The following is a 25,700-nucleotide window of genomic DNA, read 5'->3' as shown; positions in this document are numbered from 1 at the left end:
TACTATAGTACTTGATTAGATTTTTTTGAAAATCTTACTTTCTTATCTCCTTCTACTCTAATACCAACTCTAGTTGTCTCCTTAGTTTTAGGATCAATTAGAGAAATGTTAGAAATTTGAATAGAAGCTTCTTTCTTAACGATACCACCTTGAGGGTTTTTAGCACTTGGTTTTGTATGTTTTGAAACCATGTTCACACCTTCAACTATCGCTTTATTTTTCTCACGGTAAACACGTAAAACTTTACCTTCAGCACCTTTATGGTCTCCAGCAATAACTCTTACGATATCTCCTGATTTTATTTTTAGCTTTATCATCTTAAAACGAATTAAAGCACTTCTGGTGCTAATGATACAATTTTCATGAATTGTTTTTCACGAAGTTCTCTTGCTACCGGACCAAAAACACGAGTTCCTCTCATTTCCCCTGCAGCGTTCAAAAGAACACATGCATTGTCATCGAAACGGATATAAGAACCATCAGCTCTTCTCACTTCTTTTTTGGTACGTACAACAACTGCAGTTGAAACAGCTCCTTTTTTCACGTTTCCGTTTGGAGTTGCATCTTTGATAGAAACTACAATTTTGTCACCAACAGAGGCATATCTTCTTTTAGTACCTCCTAAAACACGAATAGTTAAAACTTCTTTAGCTCCCGTGTTATCTGCTACTTTTAGTCTTGATTCTTGTTGTACCATAATTATTTAGCTCTTTCTAAGATTTCAACTAATCTCCAACATTTTGTTTTACTTAAAGGACGCGTTTCGCTAATTCTTACAGTATCTCCAATGTTACAGTCGTTTGTTTCGTCGTGTGCAACATATTTCTTAGTTTTCAACACGAACTTACCGTATAATGGGTGTTTTACTTTTCTTACTTCAGAAATCACGATAGATTTATCCATCTTGTTTGAAGTAACAACACCTATTCTTTCTTTTCTTAAATTTCTTTTTTCTTCCATCTTTCAGCAGAATACAATTATTGTAACTCTCTTTTAGTTAACTCTGTAGCTAATCTTGCAACTGTTCTTCTAACGCTTCTAATCTGAAGTGGGTTAGCAATTGGAGAGATTGCGTGAGCCATTTTTAGGTCAGCATATACTTTCTTAGTTTGACTAAGCTTTTCTTGCAACTCCGCTGCAGAAAGATCTTTTATTTCTGATTGTTTCATAATAAATATAAATTATGCTTCGAAATCTCTAGCAACGACGAACTTAGTTTTTACTGGAAGTTTTTGAGCTGCAAGGCGCAAAGCCTCTTTTGCAACTGACAATGGAACTCCTCCAACTTCAAACATAATTCTTCCTGGTTTAACAACAGCAGCCCAATACTCAACTGCTCCTTTACCTTTACCCATACGTACTTCAAGAGGCTTCTTAGTAATAGGTTTGTCTGGGAAAATTTTAATCCATAATTGTCCCTCTCTTTTCATGTAACGAGTTGCAGCGATACGCGCAGCTTCAATTTGACGAGAAGTTAAGAACATTCCATCTTCATGTACAGATTTAATACCAAACATTCCATTTGAAAGCTCATGCCCTCTTTGAGAGTTACCTTTCATTCTACCTTTTTGTACCTTACGGTATTTTGTTCTTTTAGGCTGTAACATTTTTCTTTAGTTTAAAAATTTACTTTCTTTTACGAGCGTCTGGTTTTCCACCTTTGTTAAAGTTAGATTTGCCTCTAGGAGCATCTCCACCTTTTCCACCACCTGTACCAGATTGTTTTTTATCCATTCCAGCAAGTGGAGAAAGTTCTCTCTTACCGTAAACTTCACCTTTCATGATCCATACTTTAATTCCCATTCTACCGTAAGTAGTATGAGCTTCAGCAAGAGCATAATCAATGTCAGCTCTGAAAGTTGATAGAGGAATTCTACCTTCTTTGAAACCTTCCGAACGCGCCATCTCAGCACCATTCAAACGACCAGAAATCAAAACTTTGATACCCTCAGCGTTCATACGCATAGAAGCAGCAATAGCCATTTTGATTGCACGTCTGTAAGAAATACGGCTTTCGATTTGACGAGCGATGCTTGTCGCCACAAGATAAGCATCTAACTCAGGTCTTTTAATTTCAAAGATGTTAATTTGAACCTCTTTGTCAGTAACTTTCTTAAGTTCTTCTTTTAACTTGTCTACCTCTTGTCCGCCTTTTCCGATAATAATACCAGGTCTAGCAGTAGTGATAGTAACGGTTACAAGTTTCAAAGTTCTCTCGATGATTACTTTTGATACACTAGCTTTTGATAAACGAGCGTGGATATACTTTCTGATTTTGTGATCTTCGGCTAATTTATCACCGTAATCATTTCCACCATACCAGTTTGAGTCCCATCCTCTGATGATACCAAGTCTATTTCCAATTGGATTTGTCTTTTGTCCCATGCTGCTTAAGAATTGCTTTGTGTGTTATTGATAGCTCCAAGCACGATTGTTACGTGATTAGAACGTTTTCTTATTCTGTGTGCACGACCTTGCGGAGCTGGACGAAGTCTTTTCAACATCATTCCACCATCTACTCTGATCTCTTTAACAAATAATCCAGCCTCTTCTAAATTACCTTCACTATTTTTTTGCTCCCAGTTATTGATTGCAGATAATAATAGTTTTTCTAATTTTCTTGAAGCTTCTTTAGAACTGAATCTTAAAATGTTAAGTGCTCTTTCTACCTTCTGACCTCTTACCAAGTCCGCTACTAAGCGCATTTTTCTAGGTGAAGTAGGGCAGTTATTCAATTTTGCGAAAGCGATAGACTTATTAGTCTCTTTTCTCGCATCTGCTGTTTCTCTTTTACGAACTCCCATTGCTTCTTTTATTTTTTACCTTTATTTTTTGCTCCAGCATGACCTCTAAAAGATCTAGTTGGCGAAAACTCTCCTAATTTGTGACCTACCATGTTTTCTGTTACGTAAACTGGTACAAATTGACGACCGTTATGAACTGCGATAGTTTGTCCAACGAAATCTGGAGTAATCATTGAAGCTCTAGACCAAGTCTTTACAACTGCATTCTTACCACTTTCTACGTTTTCTTGAACTTTCTTGTCTAATTTATAATGAACGAAAGGTCCTTTTTTTAATGAACGTGCCATATCTTATTATTTCTTTCTACGTTCTACGATATACTTGTTACTCGGGTTTTTCTTAGAACGAGTTCTGTAACCTTTAGCTGGCAATCCGTTTCTTGAACGTGGGTGCCCTCCAGAAGAACGTCCTTCACCACCTCCCATAGGGTGATCAACCGGGTTCATCGCTACTGGTCTAGTTCTAGGTCTTCTTCCTAACCATCTTGTTCTACCTGCTTTTCCAGATACAACTAATTGATGATCAGAGTTAGAAACAGCTCCAATTGTAGCCGAACAAGTCAACAAGATCAATCTTGTCTCACCAGATGGCATTTTAATTGTTGCATATTTCCCGTCTCTTGCCATTAACTGAGCAAAAGTTCCAGCTGAACGAGCAATAACAGCTCCTTGTCCTGGACGTAACTCAATACAAGATATAACAGTTCCAAGAGGAATTCTGCTTAAAGGTAATGTATTACCAATCTCTGGTTGAGATTCTGGCCCAGAAACTAATTTCTGACCAACTTTCAATCCGTTTTGAGCGATAATATAAGTTTTCTCTCCATCAGCATAAGCTAACAAAGCGATGAATGCAGTACGATTTGGATCGTATTCAATTGATTTCACTGTAGCTGGAATTCCATCTTTAGTTCTTTTGAAATCAATAATACGATATCTCTGCTTGTGACCACCACCCGTATAACGCATGGTCATCTTTCCTTGACTATTTCTACCTCCTGAGTTTTTTATCGGCGCTATCAAAGAGCGTTCCGGCTTATCAGTTGTAATAGCGTCATAACCATTCACAACTCTAAATCGCTGACCCGGGGTAATAGGTTTTAATTTTCTTACTGACATTTTTCTATCTTAGATATTGTTGTAAAAATCAATTGTTTCTCCTTCTTGTACTTGAACAATTGCTTTTTTATATGCATTTGTCTTTCCACTGATTAAACCACTTTTAGTGTATTTAGTAGATCTATCTGGTCTCACATTCATTGTGTTAACAGAAACGATAGTTACTCCATAAGCAGCTTCAACAGCTTTCTTAATCTCAACTTTGTTTGCTTTTTTGTTAACAACGAATCCGAAGCGGTTTAGAACTTCACTTTCTTTGGTTACTTTTTCCGTTACTATAGGTCTAATAATGATGCTCATATTCCTATTATTTACTTAAATTTTCTTCAATTAACTCTAAAGAACCTTCCAAAAGCACTAAATTATTAGCGTTTAATATTGCGTAAGTGCTTAATTCTGAGCTAGTTACGACATTTGAAGCCTTTAAATTGCGTGACGACAAATATACGTTTTTATTCGACTCACCCAACACAAATAGAGATTTTTTATTTTCTAACCCTAAAGCTTTCAAAACGTTAATGAAATTTTTAGTGTTTGGCACTTCAAAATTAAAGTCTTCTAAAACCACAATATTTGACTCTTTTGCTTTGATTGAGAAAGCTGATTTTCTAGCTAATCTCTTTAAGCCTTTATTCAATTTAAATGAATAACTTCTTGGCCTTGGTCCGAAAACTGTTCCACCACCTTTAAACAAAGGATTCTTAACACTTCCTGCACGAGCAGTACCAGTTCCTTTTTGTTTTTTAATCTTACGCGTACTTCCAGTTACTTCAGCTCTTTCTTTAGCTTTATGAGTACCTTGTCTTTGATTAGCAAGATATTGCTTAACATCAAGATATACAGCGTGATTGTTTGGTTCAATTGCGAATACTGAATCAGAAAGTTGAACTTTTCTTCCAGTATCTTTTCCGTTGAAATCTAATACTTTTACTTCCATTACTTCTGAATGATTACATAAGAGTTTTTGTGCCCAGGAACACATCCTTTAACAACAAGTAGATTCTTATCAGCAACTACTTTTAAAACTCTAAGGTTTTGAACTTTTACATTTTCTCCTCCCATTCTTCCAGCCATACGCATTCCTTTGAATACTCTAGATGGATAAGAAGAAGCTCCTACAGAACCTGGCGCTCTTAAACGGTTGTGCTGACCATGAGTAGCTTGTCCAACACCACCAAAACCGTGACGTTTAACAACACCCTGGAAACCTTTACCTTTAGACACACCTTGTACATCTACAAATTCTCCTTCTTCAAAAATAGTAACATCAATAAGATCTCCTAATTTTTGTTCAGTTGCAAAATCTTGGAATTCAACGACTTTTTTCTTAGCAACAGTTCCAGCTTTTTTAAAGTGACCTAAAGCCGCTTTAGTAGAATGTTTCTCGTTTTTGTCATCGAAACCAAGTTGCAACGCTTCATACCCGTCAACCTCGTTGGTTCTGACTTGGGTAACAACGCATGGTCCAGCTTCGATTACTGTACAAGGAATGTTTTTCCCGTTTTCGTCGAAGATACTAGTCATGCCGATTTTCTTACCAATTAACCCAGACATAAATATTAATTATTAATTACTAAAATTCCCTTCAATTTGAAAATAACAGAAATTTCCAAACAGGGAGTGCAAAAGTAGATATTAAAATTGAATAAACCAAACAGTTAGAAAAATTAAATCGCTCATTATCAAAATCCAAGCCTCAAAATACCAATAAAAGAAACTTTTTTGCCACCAAAACCCAATTCCTTTTTCATCACACAAAAAGACTTTTTACTTAACAATTAAATAACAGAATCGCGACACTAATCCTCCACATTACCTTTAAACAAAGGCTTTTACAAAAATATCCAAGATTTAAAAAAAATAAAAAATCACAAAACACACATCTCAAAATCATATTTCACAAACAAAAAAAGCGAAGTATTTCTACCTCGCTTTTTATATAAAAAAATATAATAAAATTATACTTTAATCTCAACTTCAACTCCACTTGGCAATTCAAGTTTCATTAAAGCATCAATAGTTTTAGATGAAGATGAATAAATATCAATCAATCTCTTGTATGACATTACTTCAAATTGCTCTCTCGCTTTTTTGTTAACGTGCGGAGAACGCAATACAGTGAAAAGTTTTTTGTGAGTTGGCAACGGAATTGGACCTGTTACAACTGCTCCAGTAGTTTTTACTGTTTTTACGATCTTTTCAGCAGATTTATCTACCAACATGTGATCGTAAGATTTTAGTTTTATTCTGATTTTTTGACTCATTTTCTTAAAATTAAGCGTTACCTTTTGCTTTTTTGATTACCTCTTCTGAAATATTAGAAGGTGTTTCTGCATAGTGAGAAAACTCCATTGTTGAAGTAGCTCTACCAGAAGATAATGTTCTTAATGTAGTTACATAACCAAACATTTCTGACAAAGGCACATCAGCTTTAATAGTTTTAGCACCATTTCTATCACCCATGTCATTAACCTGACCTCTACGACGGTTCAAGTCACCTACGATATCACCCATGTTTTCTTCTGGAGTAATAACTTCGATTTTCATGATTGGCTCAAGAATAACAGCTCCAGCAGCACGTCCTGACTCTTTATAACCCATTCTAGCAGCTAATTCAAAAGAAAGAGCATCAGAATCCACAGGGTGGAAAGATCCGTCTAATAAAGTCACTTTTAAACTATCAACAGCGTACCCAGCTAATGGACCTGTTTTCATAGCCTCACGGAAACCTTTTTCAACAGCAGGAATATACTCTTTAGGTACGTTACCACCTTTTACCTCATTTACAAACTGTAATCCAACTGGAACTTTACCATCAACTTCATCAGCAGGCTCGATTCTAAATACGATATCACCGAATTTACCACGACCTCCAGATTGTTTCTTGTAAGTTTCTCTATGTTGAGCAGATTTAGTAAACGCCTCTTTATATTCTACTTGTGGCTCACCTTGATTAACCTCTACCTTAAACTCACGTTTCATACGATCAACTAAGATATCTAAGTGAAGCTCACCCATACCAGAAATAATAGTTTGACCTGAAGCCTCATCAGTTCTTACAGTAAACGTTGGATCCTCTTCAGCTAATTTAGCTAAAGCCATACCCATTTTATCAACGTCAGCTTTAGTTTTAGGCTCAATAGCGATACCGATTACCGGCTCTGGGAATTTCATAGATTCCAAAATAATCGGATTCTTTTCATCACACAAAGTATCTCCAGTTTTGATATCTTTAAATCCTACAGCAGCTCCAATATCTCCAGCCTCAATAAATTCGATTGGATTTTGTTTGTTAGCGTGCATTTGGTAAATACGAGAGATTCTCTCTTTGTTACCAGAACGAGTATTTAAAACATAAGAACCAGCATCTAAACGTCCAGAGTAAGCACGGAAGAAAGCTAAACGACCTACGAATGGGTCAGTAGCAATTTTAAATGCTAAAGCAGCAAACGGCTCTTTTACATCTGGGCGACGTAAGATTTTAGTTTGATCTTCTTCTAATAATTCAGCATCATCAGGATGAATTCCTTCAATACCTTCTTTATCTAATGGAGATGGCAAATACTTACAAACAGCATCTAACATAAATTGAACTCCTTTGTTTTTGAAAGAAGAACCAGCAAGCATAGGAATGATTGCCATATCGATAGTTGCAGCTCTTAAAGCATTGTTGATTTCTTCCTCTGTAATAGAGTTTTCATCTTCCATGTATTTATCTAAAAGATTCTCATCATAAGTAGCAATCTCTTCGATAAGGATAGAACGGTAGTGTTTTACATCATCAACCATATCAGCTGGGATATCAACGATATCAAAAGTAGCTCCTTGAGTTTCATCATGCCATACAATAGCTTGATTTTTCACTAAGTCAACAATACCTTTAAAATCTGCCTCATCACCAATAGGCAAAGTAATTGCAACCGCATTCGATTTCAACATATCTTTAACCTGCCCACATACAGCTAAAAAGTTAGCACCTTGACGGTCCATTTTGTTTACGAATCCCATACGAGGAACTCTATATTGATCCGCAAGTCTCCAGTTAGTTTCTGATTGAGGCTCAACACCATCAACAGCGCTAAATAAGAAAACCAAACCATCAAGTACACGTAAAGAACGGTTTACCTCTACAGTAAAGTCAACGTGTCCAGGAGTATCAATAATATTAAAGTGGTATGGTAATGATTCTGGAATAACTTTACCTTGTACAGTTGGAAAGTTCCAAGTACAAGTTGTAGCAGCAGAAGTAATTGTAATACCTCTTTCTTGCTCTTGAGCCATCCAGTCCATTGTTGCAGCACCATCGTGCACCTCACCAATTTTGTGTGACTTTCCAGTATAAAAAAGAATACGCTCTGTCGTTGTTGTTTTACCAGCATCAATGTGAGCAGCGATTCCGATATTTCTTGTATATTTTAAATCTCTAGCCATTTCTTACGAATTAAAATCTAAAGTGAGAGAATGCTTTGTTAGCTTCTGCCATTTTGTGAGTATCCATTCTTTTCTTAACCGCAGCACCTTCTTCTTTAGCAGCTGCTAAACACTCAGAAGCTAAACGCTGTGCCATAGATTTTTCATTTCTTCTTCTTGAATAAAGTATTAACCACTTCATTGCCATAGAAATTTTTCTGTCTGGACGAATTTGCATTGGGATTTGGAATGTAGCTCCACCAACTCTACGGCTACGTACTTCTACGTGAGGCATAACGTTTGTTAAAGCATCTTTCCAGATCTCTAATGAAGTTTTCTCATCATTTTGCTTTTTAGTTTCAATGATATCAATTGCATCATAAAATACTTTAAAAGCTGTAGATTTCTTACCATCCCACATTAAGTTGTTCACAAAACGTGTAACTAATTGGTCATTAAACCTTGGATCCGGTAAAAGTGGTCTTTTCTTTGCCGCTCTTTTTCTCATGTCTTTTTCTTAAAAGTTTTTAAATTACTTTTTTGCTTCTTTTGGGCGTTTAGCACCGTACTTAGATCTTCTTTGCGTTCTTCCTGCAACACCTGACGTATCAAGAGCTCCACGAACGATATGATATCTAACACCTGGTAAATCTTTTACCCTTCCACCTCGCACTAATACTATCGAGTGCTCTTGTAGATTATGTCCTTCTCCTGGGATGTAAGCATTCACCTCATTACCATTTGTCAAACGTACACGCGCAACTTTACGCATTGCAGAGTTTGGTTTTTTTGGTGTAGTAGTGTAAACACGCGTACAAACCCCTCTTCTTTGAGGACAAGAATCTAAAGCAACCGATTTACTCTTCTTAGTGATCTGAGTTCTTCCTGTTCTTACTAATTGTTGAATTGTTGGCATAATTAATACTAAAAATTATTATGTTTATTAAATTCCCGCTTTTTACGGGGTTGCAAATGTATAAAATATTTTTCACTATACAAACGTTAAACCATTAATTTTCAATAAGATTATTTAGACTTATGATTTTACAAACAAACAATAGATATTTGCAATATTTTTAATAAATGAAACAGCTGCCCTTGAAACACTTAATACAAATATTTCTTTTTCTATTTTTAAGCATTTCTGGTTATGCCCAAAACTTTTACCTAAAAATAAATGGCACCAACAATACCGAAAGTAAAATCATAGATTCATTAAACTACAATCACCTACATCCAAATCTAAAGTCGCTTTTAAACGAAACAAGAAAAACCACCGAAAAGCTGTCTAAAATCGGATACATCAACAGCAAAATACTGCAAACCGACAAAATAAACGACAGCTCCTATACAGCCATTATATCATTAAATAAAAAAATAAAATACATGCATATATATATAGGAACAAACAATCCTCTTTTCAAAACTGAAAAAACAAAAAATGACAGCCTAATAATTCCTTATAGCGAAGTGGAAAACTACTTAAATCAAAAAATATTAGAGGCTGAAAAATCTGGTTTTGCACTGAGCAAGATTAAACTCGAAAATATTCAGAAAAAAGACACCATCCTTTATGCCGATTTAAGCTTTAAAACCGAAAAAAAACGTAGTATAAATTCAATTATTCTAAATTATGGAAATCAAAATGAGAGGAACTTTTTTCCAGATAGCCATTTAAAACAACTTCGTAAAAAATATTTAAACAAAACCTTTAATCAAGAAATCACAAAAGAACTTTATCAAGATATCAACAATTACGAATTTGCAAATCAGTTAAAATATCCAGAAATTTTATTCACAAACGACTCAACTAAAATCTATGCTTATATAGAAAAAAGGAAAGCCAATACTTTTGATGGCTACATAGGTTTTTCAAATGATGACAGTAAAAAAATACGACTTAATGGATATTTAGACATTTCATTAATAAATACACTCCATGCAGGTGAACAATTTTCATTATACTGGAAAACTGACGGTAACAAACAAACAACCTTTAATACAAAACTTGAAATTCCTTACATTTTCAAAACCGCACTAGGAATAAAAGCTCAGCTTAATATTTTCAAGCAGGACAGCACATTTCAAAACACAAAAACAGCAATCGATCTCGGCTATTATTTAAATTACAATTCTAAAATATATGTTGGATACCAATCAACAGAATCAAGTGACATCCAAAACATCAACAATGCCACACTCAGTGATTTCAAAAACTCCTATATCACTGCTACTTTAGAATATAAAAAAAACAATTACTCCAACTATCTATTCCCAAGAAAATCGTATGCAAATCTATTATTTGGTTATGGAAAAAGAAGCACAAACAACTCTCCCGAAACTACAGAAACAACTAATCAATTTTACACTAACCTAAATCTGTCTTATACTTTCGAATTAAATAAAAAAAACTTTGTTTTCATCAACCCTCAAATTCTATATCTAAAAAGCGACAATTATATAACAAATGAACTTTTTAGATTTGGAGGATTAAATTCAATTCGAGGTTTTTCAGAAAATAGCTTGCAAGGAAATATTGCAAATTTATTTATTACCGAATATAGATACCTACTTTCTCCAAATTTATACATACACACCATTCTTGATTACGGTATTTATCAAGATCAAACTGCAATAAAAAATAGCACAAAATTTAATAATTTAATCAGTGCCGGAATAGGCTTAGGACTACTAACAAAAAGCGCTTTATTAAAAGTAATAATAGCCAATGGAAGCACAAATGACTCAGAAATAAAATTTCACAACAGCATCCTTACTATCTCCTATAATGTTAAATTTTAAGCTAACACAAAAAAATAAACCAACAAAATATTAGGATTTTTTTTTGTTTATTAAAAACCGAAAGTAGCTACAAAATACCTGCAACCCTTTTTTTTTCTAGAAATCAGTTAACCGTAATTTTACATTAAACCTCCTTATCAGAGTCAAAATCACAAAAAGACATTAGAAATAAACCATATTTCTAATATTTTCATAGGATAAAAAAATTTGATAAATTTCAAAAAGCAATACTACAAAACAAATAGTTTACACACGTATTAACGCTGACTATTAAAGATTCACGACTATTTTAACAAAATTTAGCACTTCGACCGACTGTTTTTTTTAAGATAAAAGTTATAAAAAAAACAATTAATCACCCTTCATCTATAAATTTAACATTTCGTCGCTTGACAAAATTTTTAATTATCCTCAAATTTAACACTAAAAATTGCGGATTTGTAATTTTAAGAAGGTTTTAATCTATAAAAAGATAAAATCGCACCCTAAATTTATTATTTAACTAAAAAAAAAGCTTTTTAAATTAGGTAGATTAACAAATTATTAAGATTTTTGTCGGACTAATTCAAAATATTTAAAAATGAAACTAAAGTTCAATGGATTCTTAGTGCTTTTATTAGTACTAGTTGCGCAACTTTCTTTTGCGCAAGAAAGAGCTGTTTCGGGAACAGTTTCTGATAATGCAGGAATACCTTTACCAGGTGTTAGTGTATTAGTAAAAGGAACTAAAACGGGAACGCAAACAGACTTTGATGGTAAATTTTCGATCAAAGCTTCTTCAAGCCAAGTTTTGGTATTTAGCTACATCGGAATGAAAACTCAAGAAGTAGCTGCTACATCTGCAAATGTTAATGTAAAACTAGCAGACGCTGGTGCGCAAGAACTAGAAGGTGTTGTTGTAACTGCCTTTGGTATCAAAAGAGAGAAAAAATCTCTTGGTTACGCAACAACAACTTTAAAAGCGGACGCACTTACACAAGTAGTTAATACTAACCCATTTGAAACTCTTTCTGGTAAAATCGCAGGGGTTGACATTACTGCACCTTCTCAACCAGGGGCTTCAACTAAAGTTGTTATCCGTGGTTTAAACAGTATCACAAACAGTAATGGTCCACTTTATGTTGTTGATGGAACACCGATTAACAATACCCCAACTGGCACTAGTAATAACGGAGTTGCTACATCAACAAGATCGTATGATACTGGTAACGGAATCAGTGACATTGACCCAAATAACATCGAGAGCATGACTGTTCTTAAAGGAGCGGCTGCATCAGCATTATATGGTTCAAGAGCTGGTGGTGGTGTAATCATCATTACTACTAAAAAAGGTAAAGCTAACTCTGGAATTAAAGTTGATTTATTGGCTTCAACAGAATTCAGCGAAGTAGCAAGAGTTCCGCATTTACAAAATCAATTTGGTGAAGGTTGGAATGGACTAGGATTCTCAGGATCTAATTCTTACAGTAACGAAAATGGTTCATGGGGACCTGCTTTCAATGGAGAGGTTAGACCATGGGGAACAGTTTACAACAATACTCAACAAATCAAACCTTATGTTGGTTTAAAAAATAACGTAAGAGATTTTTACAACACAGGTACACTAGCTACACAATCTGCAACTCTAAGCGGTGGTGGAGACAATTCTGATTTCTCTTTAGTTTTTTCAAATGTAAACAGTGATGGTGTTGTACCAACTGATGCAGATTTATACAAAAAACAATCATTAGGATTTAATGGTGGATTAAAAGGTAAAAAATTCACATTAAGAACTTCTCTTAATTATGTTTACAAAGATCAAAGTGTAGTTAACACAGGTCAGGGTGATGATGCAGGACAAGGTTCAACTTTGCAACAGGATTTATTACAAATTCCTAGAGACGTTAGTATTGTAGATTTAAGAGATTACAAAAACAATGTCTTCAATACTCCAGATTACTATTTTACTCCATACGCTGCTAATCCATATTTTTCAATTAATGAGAACAGCACAAAAGTATACGGACACAACCTTTTCGGAAACATTAATTTAAGTTACAAAATAACTGACAAGATTACAGCTTCATGGCAAATTGGTGGTAACGTTAGAACAGAAAGACTTAAGAGCTACGGTGCAATTGTAAATTATGCTCCAGGTACTCCTCAGGCAATTGCTGGTGCTAATCCAGTAGTAGGAGGTGTAACAGAATCAAGATCAGAATTCAGTGAGTTTGATACTTTCTTCAATATTAATTACAACACAAACTTAAGTGAAGATTGGACATTAAATCTTTTAGGAGGTTTTAACTACAACAAAAGAGAGTCTGATATATTGAAAAACACTGTAACAAATTTAGGCCTTCCAGGATTTTATGAGCTTTCAAACTCAGCTTTAAGACCAGTAATTGATCAATCAAACAGTCTTAGAAAAACAGGAGCTGTTTACGCATCTGCTGAGTTTGCATTTAAAAACAGATATTTTGCAACGGCTACAGCTAGACAAGATATTACATCAACATTACCAATAGGAAATAACTCATATTTCTATCCATCTTTATCATTAGGCGCTATTGCAATTGATAACGGAAACACTTTCCTTAAATTAAGAGCAGCTGCTTCAAAAATTGCAAATGATACAAGGGTATACACAACAGAAGACTCATATATCTCTGGTTCTGCTAACGCGAACTTTGGTATAATTGCATCTCCAATTGGAGGAGTAAGTTTCTTCGAAGCATCAGGAAGACTTGGTAATCCAGAGTTAAAACCTGAAAGTACAGTAGAATATGAAGTTGGAGCTGAAGGATCTTTCTTCAAAAACAGAATTAGCTATGATATCGCATTATATCACAAAACGACTTCTGACCTTATTGTAGACCTACCATTAGACCCATCAACAGGTTATACTATCAAAGCTATCAACGCTGGAGATGTTGTGAACAAAGGTATTGAGCTTTCTCTTTCAGGTAGTCCAATTAAAAATCAGGACTTTACATGGAACGTAACTTACACATTTACTAAAAACTTAAACGAAGTAACACAATTAAACACAGGTGGAAATTATATTGATTTACTTCCTGCTTATGGTGTAACTATGAGAGCAACTAAAGGTGATCCAATTGGTAGTTTCTATTCACAAGTTCCTAAAACAAATGCAGCAGGTCAATATATTGTAAATGCATCTACTGGAATGTATGAAGTGAGTGATGATATCCAAAAAGTTGGAAACGCACAACGTGATTTTGTTATGGGATTACAAAACTCTTTCAAATACAAAAACTTTAACTTATCATTCTCATTAGACTGGAAACAAGGAGGAGAATTCTACTCTTACACTAAAAGACTTTCTCATTTCGTAGGTAATGGTATTGAAACTACATTTAATGATAGAAATGCATTTATTGTTCCTAATTCTGTTAATGAGCACGTAGATGCAACAACTGGAGCTGTTACATATACAGAAAACACAACACCTCTTACATTTAGTACTTATACAAACTTCTACAACACAGGAAACAACCCTGGTATTGAAAGAACACATGTAATTGACAAAACTTTTGTAAGATTAAGAGAAATTGCTTTAAATTATGACTTCCCTTCTACACTTACTAAAAACATGGGATTAAACAAAATCACAGTTGGTATTTACGGAAGAAACCTTTTCATGTGGACTCCTGGAGAAAATCCATATGTTGACCCTGAAGTAAGTACTTACGGAACTGGAGTACTCTCTGAGTTTGGAGAATTTGGAGCTAACCCATCACAAAGATCAGTAGGTGGAGTTTTAAAATTATCATTCTAAAAATATAATTCATAGAAAATGAAAAAAATAGCAACAATAATAACAGCACTTTTCTTATTAGTGTCATGTGATGAAACATTTGACATTAATAGAGACCCGGATGCTTTGCCTCCTGGACAAGCTAATAGCACTATTTTGCCTGCAGGTATTGCTGGTCTTGCTGGTGCACAAGGATCATACTATGCTCTAATTGGAGGGTTTTGGTCTCAATTCTGGACACAAAACACTACTTCAAATCAATATAAAAACATTGACCAGTACAGCCTTGGAACAAATGATTTCCAAACTGCATGGACTGCAATGTATGATGCACTTAATGATATTAGAACTGTAAAAAAACAAGCTGAAGCTGAAGGAAACTGGAACTATTACTTAATTGCTACTGTTCTTGAAGTTGAAGCTTCGCAAATTTTAACAGACTGGTATGATGCAATTCCATATACTGAAGCAAATAATCCAACTTTCTTGCAACCTAAATTCAATACAGGTAAAGAAACTTACGCTTTAATGATTGCTGATTTAAAATTAGCTTTATCTAAAAATCTAAGTTCTTCTGTTGGAGCAGCGCCAGGAAAAGATGATTTTATCTTTAATGGTACAATGTCTAATTGGACAAAATTTGGTAACTCTTTACTATTAAAATTACATCTTAGATTAACACAAGTCGATCCTACATTGGCTCAATCAGGTATTAAAAGTTTAATTGATTCTGGTGCACAATTCTTAGATGTTGATGCTGCAATGACTCAATTTGAAGATGCTGCTGACAGAAGTAATCCATTGTATGAAACTGACAGAAGACAGTTAAATACAACATTAAATCTTAGAGCTAGTAAAACTTTATATCTTTATTTACAAACAAATGGAGATCCTCGTTTAAATAAATATTACGGAGCAGGAGTACCTAATAATCAAGGTGATTTCGAAAATGGAGCTACTGGACTTTCATTAGTAACGTTATATGCAAAAACTCCTTTATATTTCATGAGTGCAGAAGAAAGCTACTTCTTGCAAGCAGAAGCTCTTGTTAGATATTATGGAGGTGCAGGAGCTAAAGAAAAATATGATTTAGGGGTTGCTGCAAACTTCAAGAAATACGACAACACTACTTCTGTTGCTCCAATTACTGGTCCAGTTGGAAGCCCTGCTGCTTTCTTAGCTGCGGGAGGAAAATATGAATTCCCAGCAACAGGAACTACTGCTCAAATTGAAGCAATTATCACTCAAAAATGGATTGCTAGTTTCCCTGGAAACGGTTACGAATCTTTCTTCGAACAAAACAGAACTGGTTTCCCTAAAGAATCAGCTGTTCCTCAGACAGATGAAGATTATATCCCAGGACAATTTGCAATATCTGTTGAGAACGTTACAAGTGATGTTTTCCCTAGAAGACTTGTTTTACCAAATACTGTAAAAACACGTAATCCAAATGCTCCGGCTTTAGCAAAAATAACTGCGCCAGTTTGGTGGGATGTTAACTAAAAAAAAATAAACAATGAAAAAAATATATATATCCCTAATGATAGTCTCAGGACTATTGTTTACTTCATGCGAAACAGATTCTACTGACAATGTTTCAAGAGTAACAGCTTATGCTAACCTGACTATGCATGGAGACGCTCTTGTTGTTCTTACTCAAGGAGATACATACACAGAAGCTGGAGTAGAAGCTGAAGCTGACGGAAAAGCTCTTGAAGTGAAAATCGATGGTGCAGTAGATACTAGTAAACCAACTGTTTACAAAATTAAATACTCTGCTACAAATAGTGATGGTTTCCCTGCTTCCTTAACTCGTACAATAGTAGTTTTGAGTAACAAACCAACTACAATTGATTTGACTGGTACTTTCTTTAGAAATAGTAACCCTAACGTGGTAACTAAACTAGACGGATACGCGGGAAGAAAATATATCTGCGATAATGCAACAGGTTACAATGTTGCTGCAGATAATTTAACTATGGAATTCTACAATATAGATGACAAACAGGTTTATGCTCCTTACAATCCAAGTGCTTCTGAATCGGGAATATCTGCAGAAAGCAACATAGGAACTATTACTGACAAAAACAACTGGAAATGGGTTATCTATGCTTCAGCAGTATTTGGAACAGCAGACAGAATATTTAAACGATAATAAAAACACATTACAATGAAAAAATTAAAACTAAATATAACACGTGTACTTGTAGCAATGCTTGTACTTACGTCATTTGTAGCTTGTGATGAAGTTGGAGATACAGATCCAGGAGGAACATCTGTAGAATCTATGTCAGGTGACTGGTTCATAACACTTACAGATAGTGATGGAAAATTGGTTGTAGCTAACGCAATACATGAAACTTATAATACTGCAGCTAATGACAATACAATGTGGATTGATGATGTAAAACACGGATATTGGATTAAATGTAAAGTAACTGTTGATGTTAAGGCAGGTACTTTCACAGCTACTTCTGCAGACAACCTATTAGATGGATCTAAAGTTACTATTACAAATGGAAAAATTGAAAAGGGAGCTGCAACATCAAAAGGTGGACATAAAGTAGACAAAATCTCATTCAGAGCTCATTTTGATTATGACCCAGCTGGATATGATATTCTTTATGAAGGTCACAAAAGAACTGGTTTCTACGAAGACGAATACTAGAATTTTTATTCAAGTAGTCTAAATATTAAACCACTCCATTAATTTGGGGTGGTTTTTTTATATAAACATATTACCTATATTTGTCTCATGGAAAAAGAACATCAAATATTTGGCATTAGAGCCATCATAGAAGCAATTCAGGCAGGAAAAGAAGTAGACAAGGTTTTCATACAGAAAGAAATTTCTAGTGAGCTTATGAAAGATTTAATGAAGGTAATGAAACGTGCAAACGTTAACTTTTCTTATGTGCCTGTAGAAAAACTAAACCGTCTTACTCCAAATAATCATCAAGGTGCCGTAGCTACCATCTCTCCTATTGGCTTTATAGATTTAGAACATCTAGTTGAATCTACAATGGAGTCGGGTAAAAAACCTCTTTTTCTTATCTTGGACCAAATATCAGATGCTAGAAATTTTGGTGCTATTATTAGAACTGCGGAATGTACAGGTGTAAACGGAATCATTATACAAAAAGCAGGATCTGCCCCAGTAAATGGCGATACAGTTAAAACTTCTGCTGGAGCTGTTTTTAATGTGCCTATTTGCAAAGTTGAACACATCAAAGATGCTATCTTTTATCTACAAGGTTCTGGAATAAAAACGGTTGCTGCGACCGAAAAAACAGATCAAAACATATACGATGTATCACTTTCAGAACCATTAGCCATTATTATGGGATCTGAAGATCGCGGTATAAATCCATCTGTTTTAAAAATAGTAGATGAAAAAGCAAAACTGCCAATGTTTGGATCAATCGGGTCATTAAACGTGTCTGTTGCCTGTGGTGCTTTTCTATATGAAGCTGTTCGTCAAAGAACCTAAAAAACACATTGCGATTAAGATTAGAATGAATAATTAAATACCTTTAATTAATGCTTTCAAAATCTAATTCAAATTTAAATATCATAGTCCTCCGATGTCTGTTTGTAATTTTACTAATTACAAACAGCTACGGACAAAATACTACATATAATCAGTTTTGGAATGAAATTCAGTTTAACCAAACTTTAAGTAAAAAATGGGCTACTGAAATAGACTTTGCGGCTGCTTACAGTAGTACCGACTCATCACCAAACTTATTCGAAAATACCATACAAAGATCTATTAGAGGCTGGGGACATTATTATTTTTCTCCAAGATGGAAATTTTCTGCTTTTATAGCATATTTCAACAATAGAGATGTTCCTGAAATAGGTCAATTTGAGTCTCCCGAGACACGATTTGCTCTTCAAGGAATTTACTATTTTCATAAAACTGGATATACTTTAAGTACAAGAATGCGTACTGAATTCCGTCATATGAAAAATAAAGATGATGATTATGAAAATGTTTTTAGATATCGTCAACAAATTAAGTATATACAGCCTCTTAACAGTAAATTCTTAAGAAGCGGAGTTGTATATGCGATTGCATCAGACGAAGTTTATTTTAAATCTGGAGCCAATGTTACGGGAGAAAGTTTCTTTGACCGAAATCGTTTCAATATTGGAGCAGGCTATTTGTTTTCAGATGACTTTCAAGTAGAATTAACTTATTGCAACGAATATCTTCCACGAAACAGCGGAAATCAAACAACTAATGCAGCATCGCTTACCATAAGTTTCAATAATCTTTTTCGAAACCTTAAAAAGAAAATTGATGCTAAAAAAAATCCTCCAGTAAAAGACGAAGATTAAAGTTAGTTTTCCTCTTTCTTCAAAAAACATTTAAGCTGTTCGACAATAGCATTCTTATGAAGTTTAAAATTATAGCTTCTAACAAATTCAGTACCCTGCATATTGATTTCTGCACTAACAGCTTCGTAATTAGAAAATGCATCAAGATCTTTATCATCAATCAAATAAAGAACTTGCATTATAGAATCGTTGCGTCGATATTGTGTATCGTAATGCGCTAAAGTGTAGGTTTTGTTATCGGCAAGATGCATTACTAAATCTTCTTTTATCTTTTTCCCAACTTTCTTTTCGGGAAATGGCGTAGGCTGTAATGCAACAAAATAATGCTCTTTGTCAGTGACGATATTAATTTTTAACGATTTTGATTTCGTAGTATAAAATACGGCAGGCTCAAAAAAATATATCATACTGCCGTCCGCCTGTACCCTATTTTTTATTTCACATTGAGCAATACTTTTTGCATTAAATACAAAACACAAGAACAAAACTAAAAAACTGATTTTTCTCATAATGCCCAATAATTAAAATGTTACCTAACAAATTTAATCTTTTTATCTTAAAGAAAATTATTGAGTGACATCTTCTTCAGGAGCTTCTTTTTTGGTCACAATATAATTTACTGGATGACTAGACAAAAAATATCCTAAATCGTCGTCTTCTTCCTCATTCGCAAAAACAACAAAATTTCCATTCTCATCAAAATGCTTCATAAAAGGATCGCTGTCGGGATCAAAATCGGGACGTTGCCAATCGTAAACAATTGGCTTTGCATATTCGGGAGCTTTATAGAATAAACTTAAAACAAATCCAGTAATAAGGCCCGCCAAATGCCCTTCCCAAGAAATAGACTGATCAACATCTGGAAAAACATACCATATCATTCCGCCATAAAGTAAAATAACTGTCAAGGAAAGAGCAACCAATCTATAATATTTAGTTTGAATTCCTTTAAAAAAAATAAAGCTCACCAAAACATAAATCAACCCGCTTGCTCCAATATGAAAATTCTCTCGTCCGACAATCCAGGTGATTAATCCAGAAAATAAAATTCCATACGCTATGACACCCAAAGTCTGTTTCGGATAAAAAAACTGCATAGCCCCCAATAGTATCAAAAGTGGAATACTGTTATTATATAAATGATCTAAATTTTCATGAATAAAGGGACTAAACAAGACACCTCGTAAACCAATTAAGTCTCTTGGATAAATTCCGTACCGATAAAAATCAAAATCAAAACGGATTTGAAGCCAATATACAACCCATAAAAAAAGGACAAAAAATAATGGGAGTCCAATAACCGAATTTGAAAACTTAAAATTAGTATCGCTCATATCTTTACAAAATAACTTTTAGAAGAACTCAAAAAACTATCCAAAAATATTTTACTGATATTTTGTCATACCAAGTTAATAAAATGTCTCAAATCATAACAATCCTTATCTCTTCAAACTGTTTTAACTTTTGAATGAACGATATTTAAATCTTAAAATATTAATTTTGTAATTATGGAAGCACCTTTAGCAGAGCGTATTCGTCCGCAGAAATTAGAAGATTATATAAGCCAAGAGCATTTGGTTGGGCCAACTGGTTCTTTAACACAGCAGATCTCAAAAGGAATAATTCCTTCATTGATTTTCTGGGGACCTCCTGGCACGGGAAAAACAACATTAGCCCAAATTATTGCTCAAGAATCAAAAAGACCTTTTTATATTCTGAGTGCAATAAACTCTGGTGTAAAAGACATTCGTGATGTTATTGATAAAGCCAAACAAAGCGGCGGACTTTTTACTGCTAAAAATCCAATTCTGTTTATTGATGAGATTCATCGATTTAGTAAGTCGCAGCAAGATTCACTTTTAGCTGCGGTTGAAAAAGGGTGGATAACTTTGATTGGTGCCACAACCGAAAACCCAAGTTTTGAAGTGATTCCTGCATTATTGTCACGATGCCAGGTCTATATACTAAATGCATTTACAAAAGCCGATTTAGAAGCTCTTTTAGAACGCGCAATGAAAACTGACGCATATTTATTAACAAAAAAAATAAATTTAAAAGAAACAGAAGCTTTAATACGTATTTCAGGCGGTGACGGCAGAAAACTTCTAAATGTATTTGAACTTGTTATTAATGCCTCTGCTGGTGACGAAATTACTATTACCAACGATCGCGTTTTAGAACTTGTACAGCAAAACACTGTTCTTTATGACAAAACTGGCGAACAACATTACGACATTGTTTCTGCATTTATAAAATCTATTCGTGGAAGTGATCCCAATGGAGCTGTTTATTGGTTGGCAAGAATGATTGAAGGCGGTGAAGATGTAAAATTTATTGCTAGAAGAATGCTAATTCTTGCAAGCGAAGACATTGGCAATGCCAATCCAACTGCGCTAATAATGGCCAATAATACTTTTCAAGCCGTTACTACTATTGGATATCCGGAAAGCCGCATCATATTAAGCCAATGTGCAATTTATCTTGCGACATCGCCAAAAAGTAATGCGTCTTATATGGCTATTGGAACTGCACAGCAATTGGTAAAACAAACTGGCGATTTGCCTGTTCCGCTCCACTTGCGAAATGCACCTACCAAATTAATGAAAGAACTAGGATACGGAGATGAATATAAGTACTCGCATGATTATGCAAATAATTTTGCTGAACAAGAGTTTTTACCAGATGCCATAAAAAAAACGGTTCTTTACAATCCTGGAAACAATTCTAGAGAGAACAGTACCCGCGAATTTTTAAAGAACCGTTGGAAAGATAAATACGGTTATTAAACCCTATTTTATATTTAGAATTTAACTACAATTTTTTCTGAAACCAATTTATCATTCTGATAAGATTCAAAATACCATTGTCCGTCTTCTTTTAAGATTAAAGAGCCCTGAACATTATCTTTGCTCGCAATGTAAACATTTGGTTGTGAAGTTTTGAAAAGCTTCATTACCACCTTTGGAGTTTTATCGATCAACTGATAACCTGATTCTGTTGGCTGAGCGTACAATAAATTTGGATCTTTCAAATCTGGCGAAGATGCAGTAGCTACTTGAGTTGCTGCCACAGTTGTAACTGCAGTTGCTGCTACAGCAGTTCTTGCAGGAGCTGGTGTTTTTGAAGTCGCAACTGGATTACCGCTATATTTATAATGTAAAGCAATAACTGACTTAAAAGCATTATCTAATGCTTCTTTGTAAGCTACCTCATAATCCTTCTCTTTACTTCTTCCAACTTCTGAAGTATAAACAACCTGACCGAAACAATCTTTGAAGTTTATTATAAGCTTAGTTACCAAGAAAGCACTATCTTTTATAACATCAATATACAAAACCTGACAACGATCTGTATAACCATCAGGAAGCTGCTCATTTGAATAAAAAGCTTCAAAACCCGCTTTAGTCAAATTTTGTTTACTCAAAGTTGCCAAACGATATTGATTATCAGTCTTCATAAACTCATATTTCAAAGGAATAATTACAGCTTTGTAATCATTAATAGTCTGCGCAAATCCAACAACTGAACATAAAATTGCAGCAAGTAAAAATTTAATTCTCATCATTATAAATATTTTTTTAGTTCTAATAAATGGTTAATTTGTTTATATTCTTCCGAAACGTCGAGTTTTTTTTCATTGAAGAAAATAGCATCCAAACCAGCATTCAAAGCTCCGTTTACATCTGCTTCAAAATCGTCGCCAATCATAATACTGTTTTCTTTTGAAGTTTTTGCCAAATTTAATGCATAATCAAATATAATACTATTTGGCTTTTTTACACCTGCTAATTCCGAATTTGTAATCGTACTGAAATAACCTCCAAGCGAAGCATTATTAATTTTCTTTTCCTGTACTTGAGCAAATCCGTTGGTAATGATATGAAGCTTATATTTTGGCTTTAAATACTCCAAAACTTCAATTGCCCCGTCAAAAAGATAATTGTTATCTGTCAAGAACTCGATATAATCATTAGATATTTCCAAAATATTTTCTTCGGAAATAACATAATTCAAAGCATCGAAAGAAAACTTCAAACGATTGTAACGCAATTCTTGGTGCGTAATTTCATCATTTTGATACAATCTCCAACATTCTTGATTGATCGGAATATATTCTTTAATAAAATCTTGAGTAACAATTTCTTGGTGTTTACTTTTAAAAATACGATCAAAAGCCATTTCTGAGTTTTTATCAAAATCCCAAAGCGTATGATCTAAATCAAAAAAGATGTCGGTAATATTGGTGTTCATGTATTAAAAAATTCCTTCATCTACAAAACTATAATATTTTAATTCAGTTATAATAACATGGTCCAAAACTTTAACATCTAACTTATTTCCTGCTTCACGAATCTTTCTAGTAATTTGTTTATCGGCATCACTAGGAATCAAACTTCCAGAAGGATGGTTATGGCACAAAATCAAGGCCGTAGCATATTTCTCAAACGCCAATTTAAAAATCAATCTAACATCGACAGTTGTACCACCAATTCCTCCTTTACTCAATTGACACTTAGAAATTACACTATTAGAATTATTAAGAAAAAGCACCCAAAATTCTTCATGAGATAAATCTCCTATTACAGGCTGCATTAAATCAAAAACCTTTTTACTTGAAGTGATTTTTAGCATTTCATTAGCTTGCTCTGATTTTCTGCGTGCACACAATTCAAGTGCAGCAACTATAGAAACAGCTTTTGCCTCTCCTATTCCTTTAAATTTCATTAATTGAGCAATAGATAATTTTGCCAGTGAGTTTAGTCCTCCAACATTAGCTAGAATACGTTGGCTTAACGCAACCGCAGATTCGTTACGGCTTCCCGAGCCAATTAGAATAGCTAATAATTCGGCGTCACTTAAAGCATCTTTTCCTTTGAGGATTAATTTTTCGCGAGGTTTGTCATCATCTGACCAATTTTTTATAGCAAAATGCCCACCTTCCATACTTATAATTTTAAGATGCGAAGATATTCAAAAAAGAAGAAAAATCCTTCAAAATCATACATTGATTATTTACAATAATTCAAAAAAAAGCCGACTGTATAAACAGTCGGCAAATTATCTCATTGACTAACTTTCTAATCAATCAACCCTTTTACCTCATCAAAATTCAAACCTCCGTAGTTTCCTGAACTCATTAATAAAAGTGCAGAATTATCTAAATTTAAATTGAATAAATATTCTTTAAATTCAGCTGGATTGGTATAAATGATTAAATCTTTTCTATTAAATGCGGTCGCTATTTGCTCATAAGTCACTTCTTCCAATTGCTTAATTTTTACCGCATCTGGCGAATAGAAAACAACTGCAACATCAGCATATTCTAAGGCACCTTCGTACTCTTTTAAAAACTCAGCATTTAGACTACTATAAGTATGCAACTCTAAACAAGCAACCAAAGTTCTGTTCGGATATTGCTCTTTTACAGCTTTTGTTGTTGCAGCTACTTTACTTGGTGAATGTGCAAAATCTTTATAAGCGACTTTTCCTTTTCCTTCAGCGATTTTTTCTAAACGTTTAGAAGCTCCTTTAAAGCTAGCAATTGCTTCGTAGAAATCAGCTTCGTCTACACCCATATTTTGACAGATCCATTTTGCACCTGCAAGATTGTTTAAGTTATGTGCTCCAAAAACTTCAATCGGCATATCGCCTTCAGGAGTTTTTAATAAAGTTACTCCATCGCTCACAGAATATTCTGGGGTTGAATAAGCTATTTTTCTAATCGGATTTGTTGCTGCTTCAGAAACAAGTTTTACCTCTGGATCATTTTCGTTATAAACTAAAATTCCACCATTTGTAATTTTTTCGATGAAAATCTCAAACTGCTCCACATAGTTTTCATACGTTGGAAAAACATTAATATGATCCCAAGCAATTCCAGAAATCAAGGCAATATTTGGCTGGTACAAATGAAATTTCGGACGTCTGTCAATTGGTGAAGATAAATATTCATCGCCTTCCAAAACCATAAAATCATTTTCTTCTGTAAGATGCACCATTGTATCAAAACCTTCCAGCTGTGCACCAACCATATAATCAACCGCAATATTATGATAATGCATTACATGAAGAATCATCGAAGTAATTGTTGTTTTCCCGTGAGAACCACCAATGACAACACGTGTTTTATTTTTAGATTGTTCATATAAAAATTCAGGATAAGAGTAGATTTTTAATCCTAATTCCTGCGCTTTTAATAATTCAGGATTATCTGCTTTTGCGTGCATTCCTAAAATAATCGCATCAATATCTGAAGTGATTTTTTCTGGAAACCAACCCATTTCTGCAGGAAGAATTCCTTTCTTTTCTAATCTTGATTTTGAAGGTTCAAAAATAGCATCGTCACTTCCTGTAACTTGATATCCTTTATTATGTAATGCTAATGCCAGATTGTGCATAGCGCTTCCGCCAATTGCGATGAAATGTGTTTTCATTTAAAATGTTTAATCGTTAAACTGTTTC

Annotated in this window: 30 protein-coding genes; 8 read left to right on the top strand and 22 right to left on the bottom strand. The window is 34.2% G+C overall.

What is annotated here, in order from left to right; all coding sequences use genetic code 11:
• Window positions 1-2 precede the first annotated feature (2 nt).
• The 16 genes from rplX to rpsL form a co-directional block, all read right to left on the bottom strand.
• A complete protein-coding gene (gene rplX, locus AAYQ05_RS18295) occupies window positions 3-317 on the bottom strand; it encodes a 50S ribosomal protein L24 (RefSeq protein WP_007803650.1) in 315 nt (104 codons plus the stop codon).
• A gap of 11 nt (window positions 318-328) precedes the next feature.
• Window positions 329-697, bottom strand: coding sequence for a 50S ribosomal protein L14 (rplN, locus tag AAYQ05_RS18290; RefSeq protein WP_007803649.1), 369 nt, complete (start codon window positions 695-697; stop codon window positions 329-331).
• A 2-nt stretch (window positions 698-699) separates the two neighbouring features.
• Window positions 700-960, bottom strand: coding sequence for a 30S ribosomal protein S17 (rpsQ, locus tag AAYQ05_RS18285; protein ID WP_012022485.1), 261 nt, complete (start codon window positions 958-960; stop codon window positions 700-702).
• Window positions 961-977: 17 nt separating this feature from the next.
• The gene (rpmC, locus tag AAYQ05_RS18280; protein ID WP_008464297.1) at window positions 978-1,169 is read right to left on the bottom strand and encodes a 50S ribosomal protein L29; all 192 of its coding nucleotides are present in this window, start codon (window positions 1,167-1,169) and stop codon (window positions 978-980) included.
• 12 nt (window positions 1,170-1,181) lie between these two features.
• Window positions 1,182-1,607 carry a 50S ribosomal protein L16 gene (gene rplP / locus AAYQ05_RS18275; RefSeq protein WP_008464295.1) on the bottom strand — a complete coding sequence of 142 codons (426 nt, stop codon included), beginning with the start codon at window positions 1,605-1,607 and terminating at the stop codon, window positions 1,182-1,184.
• A gap of 19 nt (window positions 1,608-1,626) precedes the next feature.
• Window positions 1,627-2,385: a 30S ribosomal protein S3 gene (gene rpsC / locus AAYQ05_RS18270; protein ID WP_008464292.1), complete on the bottom strand. Its 759-nt coding sequence runs from the start codon at window positions 2,383-2,385 to the stop codon at window positions 1,627-1,629.
• Window positions 2,386-2,390: 5 nt separating this feature from the next.
• Window positions 2,391-2,804 carry a 50S ribosomal protein L22 gene (gene rplV / locus AAYQ05_RS18265; protein ID WP_343544807.1) on the bottom strand — a complete coding sequence of 138 codons (414 nt, stop codon included), beginning with the start codon at window positions 2,802-2,804 and terminating at the stop codon, window positions 2,391-2,393.
• 8 nt (window positions 2,805-2,812) lie between these two features.
• Window positions 2,813-3,091, bottom strand: coding sequence for a 30S ribosomal protein S19 (gene rpsS, locus AAYQ05_RS18260; protein ID WP_008464288.1), 279 nt, complete (start codon window positions 3,089-3,091; stop codon window positions 2,813-2,815).
• A gap of 6 nt (window positions 3,092-3,097) precedes the next feature.
• Window positions 3,098-3,922, bottom strand: a complete 825-nt coding sequence (rplB, locus tag AAYQ05_RS18255; RefSeq protein ID WP_008464287.1) for a 50S ribosomal protein L2 — start codon at window positions 3,920-3,922, stop codon at window positions 3,098-3,100.
• Window positions 3,923-3,931: 9 nt separating this feature from the next.
• Window positions 3,932-4,222 carry a 50S ribosomal protein L23 gene (gene rplW / locus AAYQ05_RS18250; protein WP_008464286.1) on the bottom strand — a complete coding sequence of 97 codons (291 nt, stop codon included), beginning with the start codon at window positions 4,220-4,222 and terminating at the stop codon, window positions 3,932-3,934.
• A 7-nt stretch (window positions 4,223-4,229) separates the two neighbouring features.
• Entirely contained in the window at window positions 4,230-4,859 is a 630-nt protein-coding gene (gene rplD / locus AAYQ05_RS18245; protein ID WP_163407835.1) for a 50S ribosomal protein L4, read from the bottom strand.
• Window positions 4,859-5,476: a 50S ribosomal protein L3 gene (rplC, locus tag AAYQ05_RS18240; RefSeq protein WP_111379743.1), complete on the bottom strand. Its 618-nt coding sequence runs from the start codon at window positions 5,474-5,476 to the stop codon at window positions 4,859-4,861. Before rplC ends, rplD begins: the two co-directional genes overlap by 1 nt.
• Before the next feature lie 404 nt (window positions 5,477-5,880).
• A complete protein-coding gene (gene rpsJ / locus AAYQ05_RS18235; RefSeq protein WP_007803605.1) occupies window positions 5,881-6,186 on the bottom strand; it encodes a 30S ribosomal protein S10 in 306 nt (101 codons plus the stop codon).
• A gap of 10 nt (window positions 6,187-6,196) precedes the next feature.
• Window positions 6,197-8,353: an elongation factor G gene (fusA, locus tag AAYQ05_RS18230; protein ID WP_343544806.1), complete on the bottom strand. Its 2,157-nt coding sequence runs from the start codon at window positions 8,351-8,353 to the stop codon at window positions 6,197-6,199.
• Between the two features lie 10 nt (window positions 8,354-8,363).
• A complete protein-coding gene (rpsG, locus tag AAYQ05_RS18225; RefSeq protein ID WP_026727879.1) occupies window positions 8,364-8,840 on the bottom strand; it encodes a 30S ribosomal protein S7 in 477 nt (158 codons plus the stop codon).
• A 24-nt stretch (window positions 8,841-8,864) separates the two neighbouring features.
• On the bottom strand, window positions 8,865-9,248 hold the full coding sequence (rpsL, locus tag AAYQ05_RS18220; protein WP_007136570.1) for a 30S ribosomal protein S12: 384 nt from the start codon (window positions 9,246-9,248) through the stop codon (window positions 8,865-8,867).
• Window positions 9,249-9,415: 167 nt separating this feature from the next.
• Between rpsL and AAYQ05_RS18215 the strand changes: the two genes are divergently transcribed.
• The 7 genes from AAYQ05_RS18215 (at window position 9,416) to AAYQ05_RS18185 (ending at window position 19,238) form a co-directional block, all read left to right on the top strand.
• Window positions 9,416-11,134 (top strand): BamA/TamA family outer membrane protein, encoded by a 1,719-nt coding sequence (locus AAYQ05_RS18215; protein ID WP_343544805.1) that lies wholly within the window; start codon window positions 9,416-9,418, stop codon window positions 11,132-11,134.
• A gap of 580 nt (window positions 11,135-11,714) precedes the next feature.
• Window positions 11,715-14,915, top strand: coding sequence for a SusC/RagA family TonB-linked outer membrane protein (locus AAYQ05_RS18210; RefSeq protein WP_343544804.1), 3,201 nt, complete (start codon window positions 11,715-11,717; stop codon window positions 14,913-14,915).
• Between the two features lie 18 nt (window positions 14,916-14,933).
• Window positions 14,934-16,397 (top strand): SusD/RagB family nutrient-binding outer membrane lipoprotein, encoded by a 1,464-nt coding sequence (locus AAYQ05_RS18205; RefSeq protein WP_343544803.1) that lies wholly within the window; start codon window positions 14,934-14,936, stop codon window positions 16,395-16,397.
• A gap of 13 nt (window positions 16,398-16,410) precedes the next feature.
• A complete protein-coding gene (locus AAYQ05_RS18200) occupies window positions 16,411-17,049 on the top strand; it encodes an immunoglobulin-like domain-containing protein (RefSeq protein ID WP_343544802.1) in 639 nt (212 codons plus the stop codon).
• A 15-nt stretch (window positions 17,050-17,064) separates the two neighbouring features.
• On the top strand, window positions 17,065-17,562 hold the full coding sequence (locus AAYQ05_RS18195; RefSeq protein WP_281633933.1) for a lipid-binding protein: 498 nt from the start codon (window positions 17,065-17,067) through the stop codon (window positions 17,560-17,562).
• 87 nt (window positions 17,563-17,649) lie between these two features.
• The gene (gene rlmB / locus AAYQ05_RS18190) at window positions 17,650-18,384 is read left to right on the top strand and encodes a 23S rRNA (guanosine(2251)-2'-O)-methyltransferase RlmB (RefSeq protein ID WP_343544801.1); all 735 of its coding nucleotides are present in this window, start codon (window positions 17,650-17,652) and stop codon (window positions 18,382-18,384) included.
• 50 nt (window positions 18,385-18,434) lie between these two features.
• Window positions 18,435-19,238: a DUF2490 domain-containing protein gene (locus AAYQ05_RS18185; protein WP_343544800.1), complete on the top strand. Its 804-nt coding sequence runs from the start codon at window positions 18,435-18,437 to the stop codon at window positions 19,236-19,238.
• Between the two features lie 2 nt (window positions 19,239-19,240).
• On the opposite strand, the gene AAYQ05_RS18180 is transcribed toward AAYQ05_RS18185, so the two are convergent.
• Together AAYQ05_RS18180 and AAYQ05_RS18175 are read right to left on the bottom strand one after the other, a co-directional pair.
• Window positions 19,241-19,747 carry a hypothetical protein gene (locus tag AAYQ05_RS18180; RefSeq protein ID WP_343544799.1) on the bottom strand — a complete coding sequence of 169 codons (507 nt, stop codon included), beginning with the start codon at window positions 19,745-19,747 and terminating at the stop codon, window positions 19,241-19,243.
• A gap of 57 nt (window positions 19,748-19,804) precedes the next feature.
• Complete coding sequence (locus AAYQ05_RS18175; protein ID WP_343544798.1) at window positions 19,805-20,572, bottom strand: rhomboid family intramembrane serine protease; 768 nt, start codon at window positions 20,570-20,572, stop codon at window positions 19,805-19,807.
• Between the two features lie 174 nt (window positions 20,573-20,746).
• Between AAYQ05_RS18175 and AAYQ05_RS18170 the strand changes: the two genes are divergently transcribed.
• Window positions 20,747-22,024, top strand: coding sequence for a replication-associated recombination protein A (locus AAYQ05_RS18170; protein WP_343544797.1), 1,278 nt, complete (start codon window positions 20,747-20,749; stop codon window positions 22,022-22,024).
• Window positions 22,025-22,038: 14 nt separating this feature from the next.
• Here the strand turns inward: AAYQ05_RS18170 and AAYQ05_RS18165 are convergent, their stop codons facing one another.
• From AAYQ05_RS18165 to AAYQ05_RS18150, 4 genes are all read right to left on the bottom strand, one after another.
• A complete protein-coding gene (locus tag AAYQ05_RS18165) occupies window positions 22,039-22,803 on the bottom strand; it encodes a hypothetical protein (protein WP_343544796.1) in 765 nt (254 codons plus the stop codon).
• The gene (locus AAYQ05_RS18160) at window positions 22,803-23,489 is read right to left on the bottom strand and encodes a YjjG family noncanonical pyrimidine nucleotidase (RefSeq protein WP_343544795.1); all 687 of its coding nucleotides are present in this window, start codon (window positions 23,487-23,489) and stop codon (window positions 22,803-22,805) included. The genes AAYQ05_RS18165 and AAYQ05_RS18160 overlap by 1 nt, the downstream gene beginning before the upstream one ends.
• Window positions 23,490-23,492: 3 nt before the next feature.
• Window positions 23,493-24,182 (bottom strand): RadC family protein, encoded by a 690-nt coding sequence (radC, locus tag AAYQ05_RS18155; protein WP_343544794.1) that lies wholly within the window; start codon window positions 24,180-24,182, stop codon window positions 23,493-23,495.
• A 134-nt stretch (window positions 24,183-24,316) separates the two neighbouring features.
• Window positions 24,317-25,672 (bottom strand): UDP-N-acetylmuramate--L-alanine ligase, encoded by a 1,356-nt coding sequence (locus AAYQ05_RS18150; protein WP_343544793.1) that lies wholly within the window; start codon window positions 25,670-25,672, stop codon window positions 24,317-24,319.
• Between the last annotated feature and the right edge of the window lie 28 nt (window positions 25,673-25,700).

Source organism: Flavobacterium movens (genome assembly GCF_039581425.1).
In the GTDB taxonomy this organism is placed as follows: domain Bacteria; phylum Bacteroidota; class Bacteroidia; order Flavobacteriales; family Flavobacteriaceae; genus Flavobacterium; species Flavobacterium luteolum.
Note: the sequence above shows the minus strand (reverse complement) of the source record. Positions and strands in the feature narration are given on the sequence as shown.

Coding starts and splice junctions, on each gene's coding strand:
- rpsQ (WP_012022485.1), bottom strand. CDS start 960: ATGGAAGAAAAAAGAAATTTAAGAAAAGAAAGAATAGGTGTTGTTACT.
- rpsS (WP_008464288.1), bottom strand. CDS start 3,091: ATGGCACGTTCATTAAAAAAAGGACCTTTCGTTCATTATAAATTAGAC.
- rlmB (WP_343544801.1), top strand. CDS start 17,650: ATGGAAAAAGAACATCAAATATTTGGCATTAGAGCCATCATAGAAGCA.
- AAYQ05_RS18160 (WP_343544795.1), bottom strand. CDS start 23,489: ATGAACACCAATATTACCGACATCTTTTTTGATTTAGATCATACGCTT.
- AAYQ05_RS18150 (WP_343544793.1), bottom strand. CDS start 25,672: ATGAAAACACATTTCATCGCAATTGGCGGAAGCGCTATGCACAATCTG.
- rpsC (WP_008464292.1), bottom strand. CDS start 2,385: ATGGGACAAAAGACAAATCCAATTGGAAATAGACTTGGTATCATCAGA.
- rplW (WP_008464286.1), bottom strand. CDS start 4,222: ATGAGCATCATTATTAGACCTATAGTAACGGAAAAAGTAACCAAAGAA.
- rpsG (WP_026727879.1), bottom strand. CDS start 8,840: ATGAGAAAAAGAGCGGCAAAGAAAAGACCACTTTTACCGGATCCAAGG.
- AAYQ05_RS18165 (WP_343544796.1), bottom strand. CDS start 22,803: ATGATGAGAATTAAATTTTTACTTGCTGCAATTTTATGTTCAGTTGTT.
- rplN (WP_007803649.1), bottom strand. CDS start 697: ATGGTACAACAAGAATCAAGACTAAAAGTAGCAGATAACACGGGAGCT.
- fusA (WP_343544806.1), bottom strand. CDS start 8,353: ATGGCTAGAGATTTAAAATATACAAGAAATATCGGAATCGCTGCTCAC.
- rpmC (WP_008464297.1), bottom strand. CDS start 1,169: ATGAAACAATCAGAAATAAAAGATCTTTCTGCAGCGGAGTTGCAAGAA.
- AAYQ05_RS18170 (WP_343544797.1), top strand. CDS start 20,747: ATGGAAGCACCTTTAGCAGAGCGTATTCGTCCGCAGAAATTAGAAGAT.
- AAYQ05_RS18180 (WP_343544799.1), bottom strand. CDS start 19,747: ATGAGAAAAATCAGTTTTTTAGTTTTGTTCTTGTGTTTTGTATTTAAT.
- AAYQ05_RS18185 (WP_343544800.1), top strand. CDS start 18,435: ATGCTTTCAAAATCTAATTCAAATTTAAATATCATAGTCCTCCGATGT.
- rplX (WP_007803650.1), bottom strand. CDS start 317: ATGATAAAGCTAAAAATAAAATCAGGAGATATCGTAAGAGTTATTGCT.
- rpsL (WP_007136570.1), bottom strand. CDS start 9,248: ATGCCAACAATTCAACAATTAGTAAGAACAGGAAGAACTCAGATCACT.
- rplD (WP_163407835.1), bottom strand. CDS start 4,859: ATGGAAGTAAAAGTATTAGATTTCAACGGAAAAGATACTGGAAGAAAA.
- AAYQ05_RS18200 (WP_343544802.1), top strand. CDS start 16,411: ATGAAAAAAATATATATATCCCTAATGATAGTCTCAGGACTATTGTTT.
- AAYQ05_RS18215 (WP_343544805.1), top strand. CDS start 9,416: ATGAAACAGCTGCCCTTGAAACACTTAATACAAATATTTCTTTTTCTA.
- rpsJ (WP_007803605.1), bottom strand. CDS start 6,186: ATGAGTCAAAAAATCAGAATAAAACTAAAATCTTACGATCACATGTTG.
- AAYQ05_RS18175 (WP_343544798.1), bottom strand. CDS start 20,572: ATGAGCGATACTAATTTTAAGTTTTCAAATTCGGTTATTGGACTCCCA.
- AAYQ05_RS18210 (WP_343544804.1), top strand. CDS start 11,715: ATGAAACTAAAGTTCAATGGATTCTTAGTGCTTTTATTAGTACTAGTT.
- rplV (WP_343544807.1), bottom strand. CDS start 2,804: ATGGGAGTTCGTAAAAGAGAAACAGCAGATGCGAGAAAAGAGACTAAT.
- AAYQ05_RS18195 (WP_281633933.1), top strand. CDS start 17,065: ATGAAAAAATTAAAACTAAATATAACACGTGTACTTGTAGCAATGCTT.
- rplC (WP_111379743.1), bottom strand. CDS start 5,476: ATGTCTGGGTTAATTGGTAAGAAAATCGGCATGACTAGTATCTTCGAC.
- rplP (WP_008464295.1), bottom strand. CDS start 1,607: ATGTTACAGCCTAAAAGAACAAAATACCGTAAGGTACAAAAAGGTAGA.
- radC (WP_343544794.1), bottom strand. CDS start 24,182: ATGGAAGGTGGGCATTTTGCTATAAAAAATTGGTCAGATGATGACAAA.
- AAYQ05_RS18205 (WP_343544803.1), top strand. CDS start 14,934: ATGAAAAAAATAGCAACAATAATAACAGCACTTTTCTTATTAGTGTCA.
- rplB (WP_008464287.1), bottom strand. CDS start 3,922: ATGTCAGTAAGAAAATTAAAACCTATTACCCCGGGTCAGCGATTTAGA.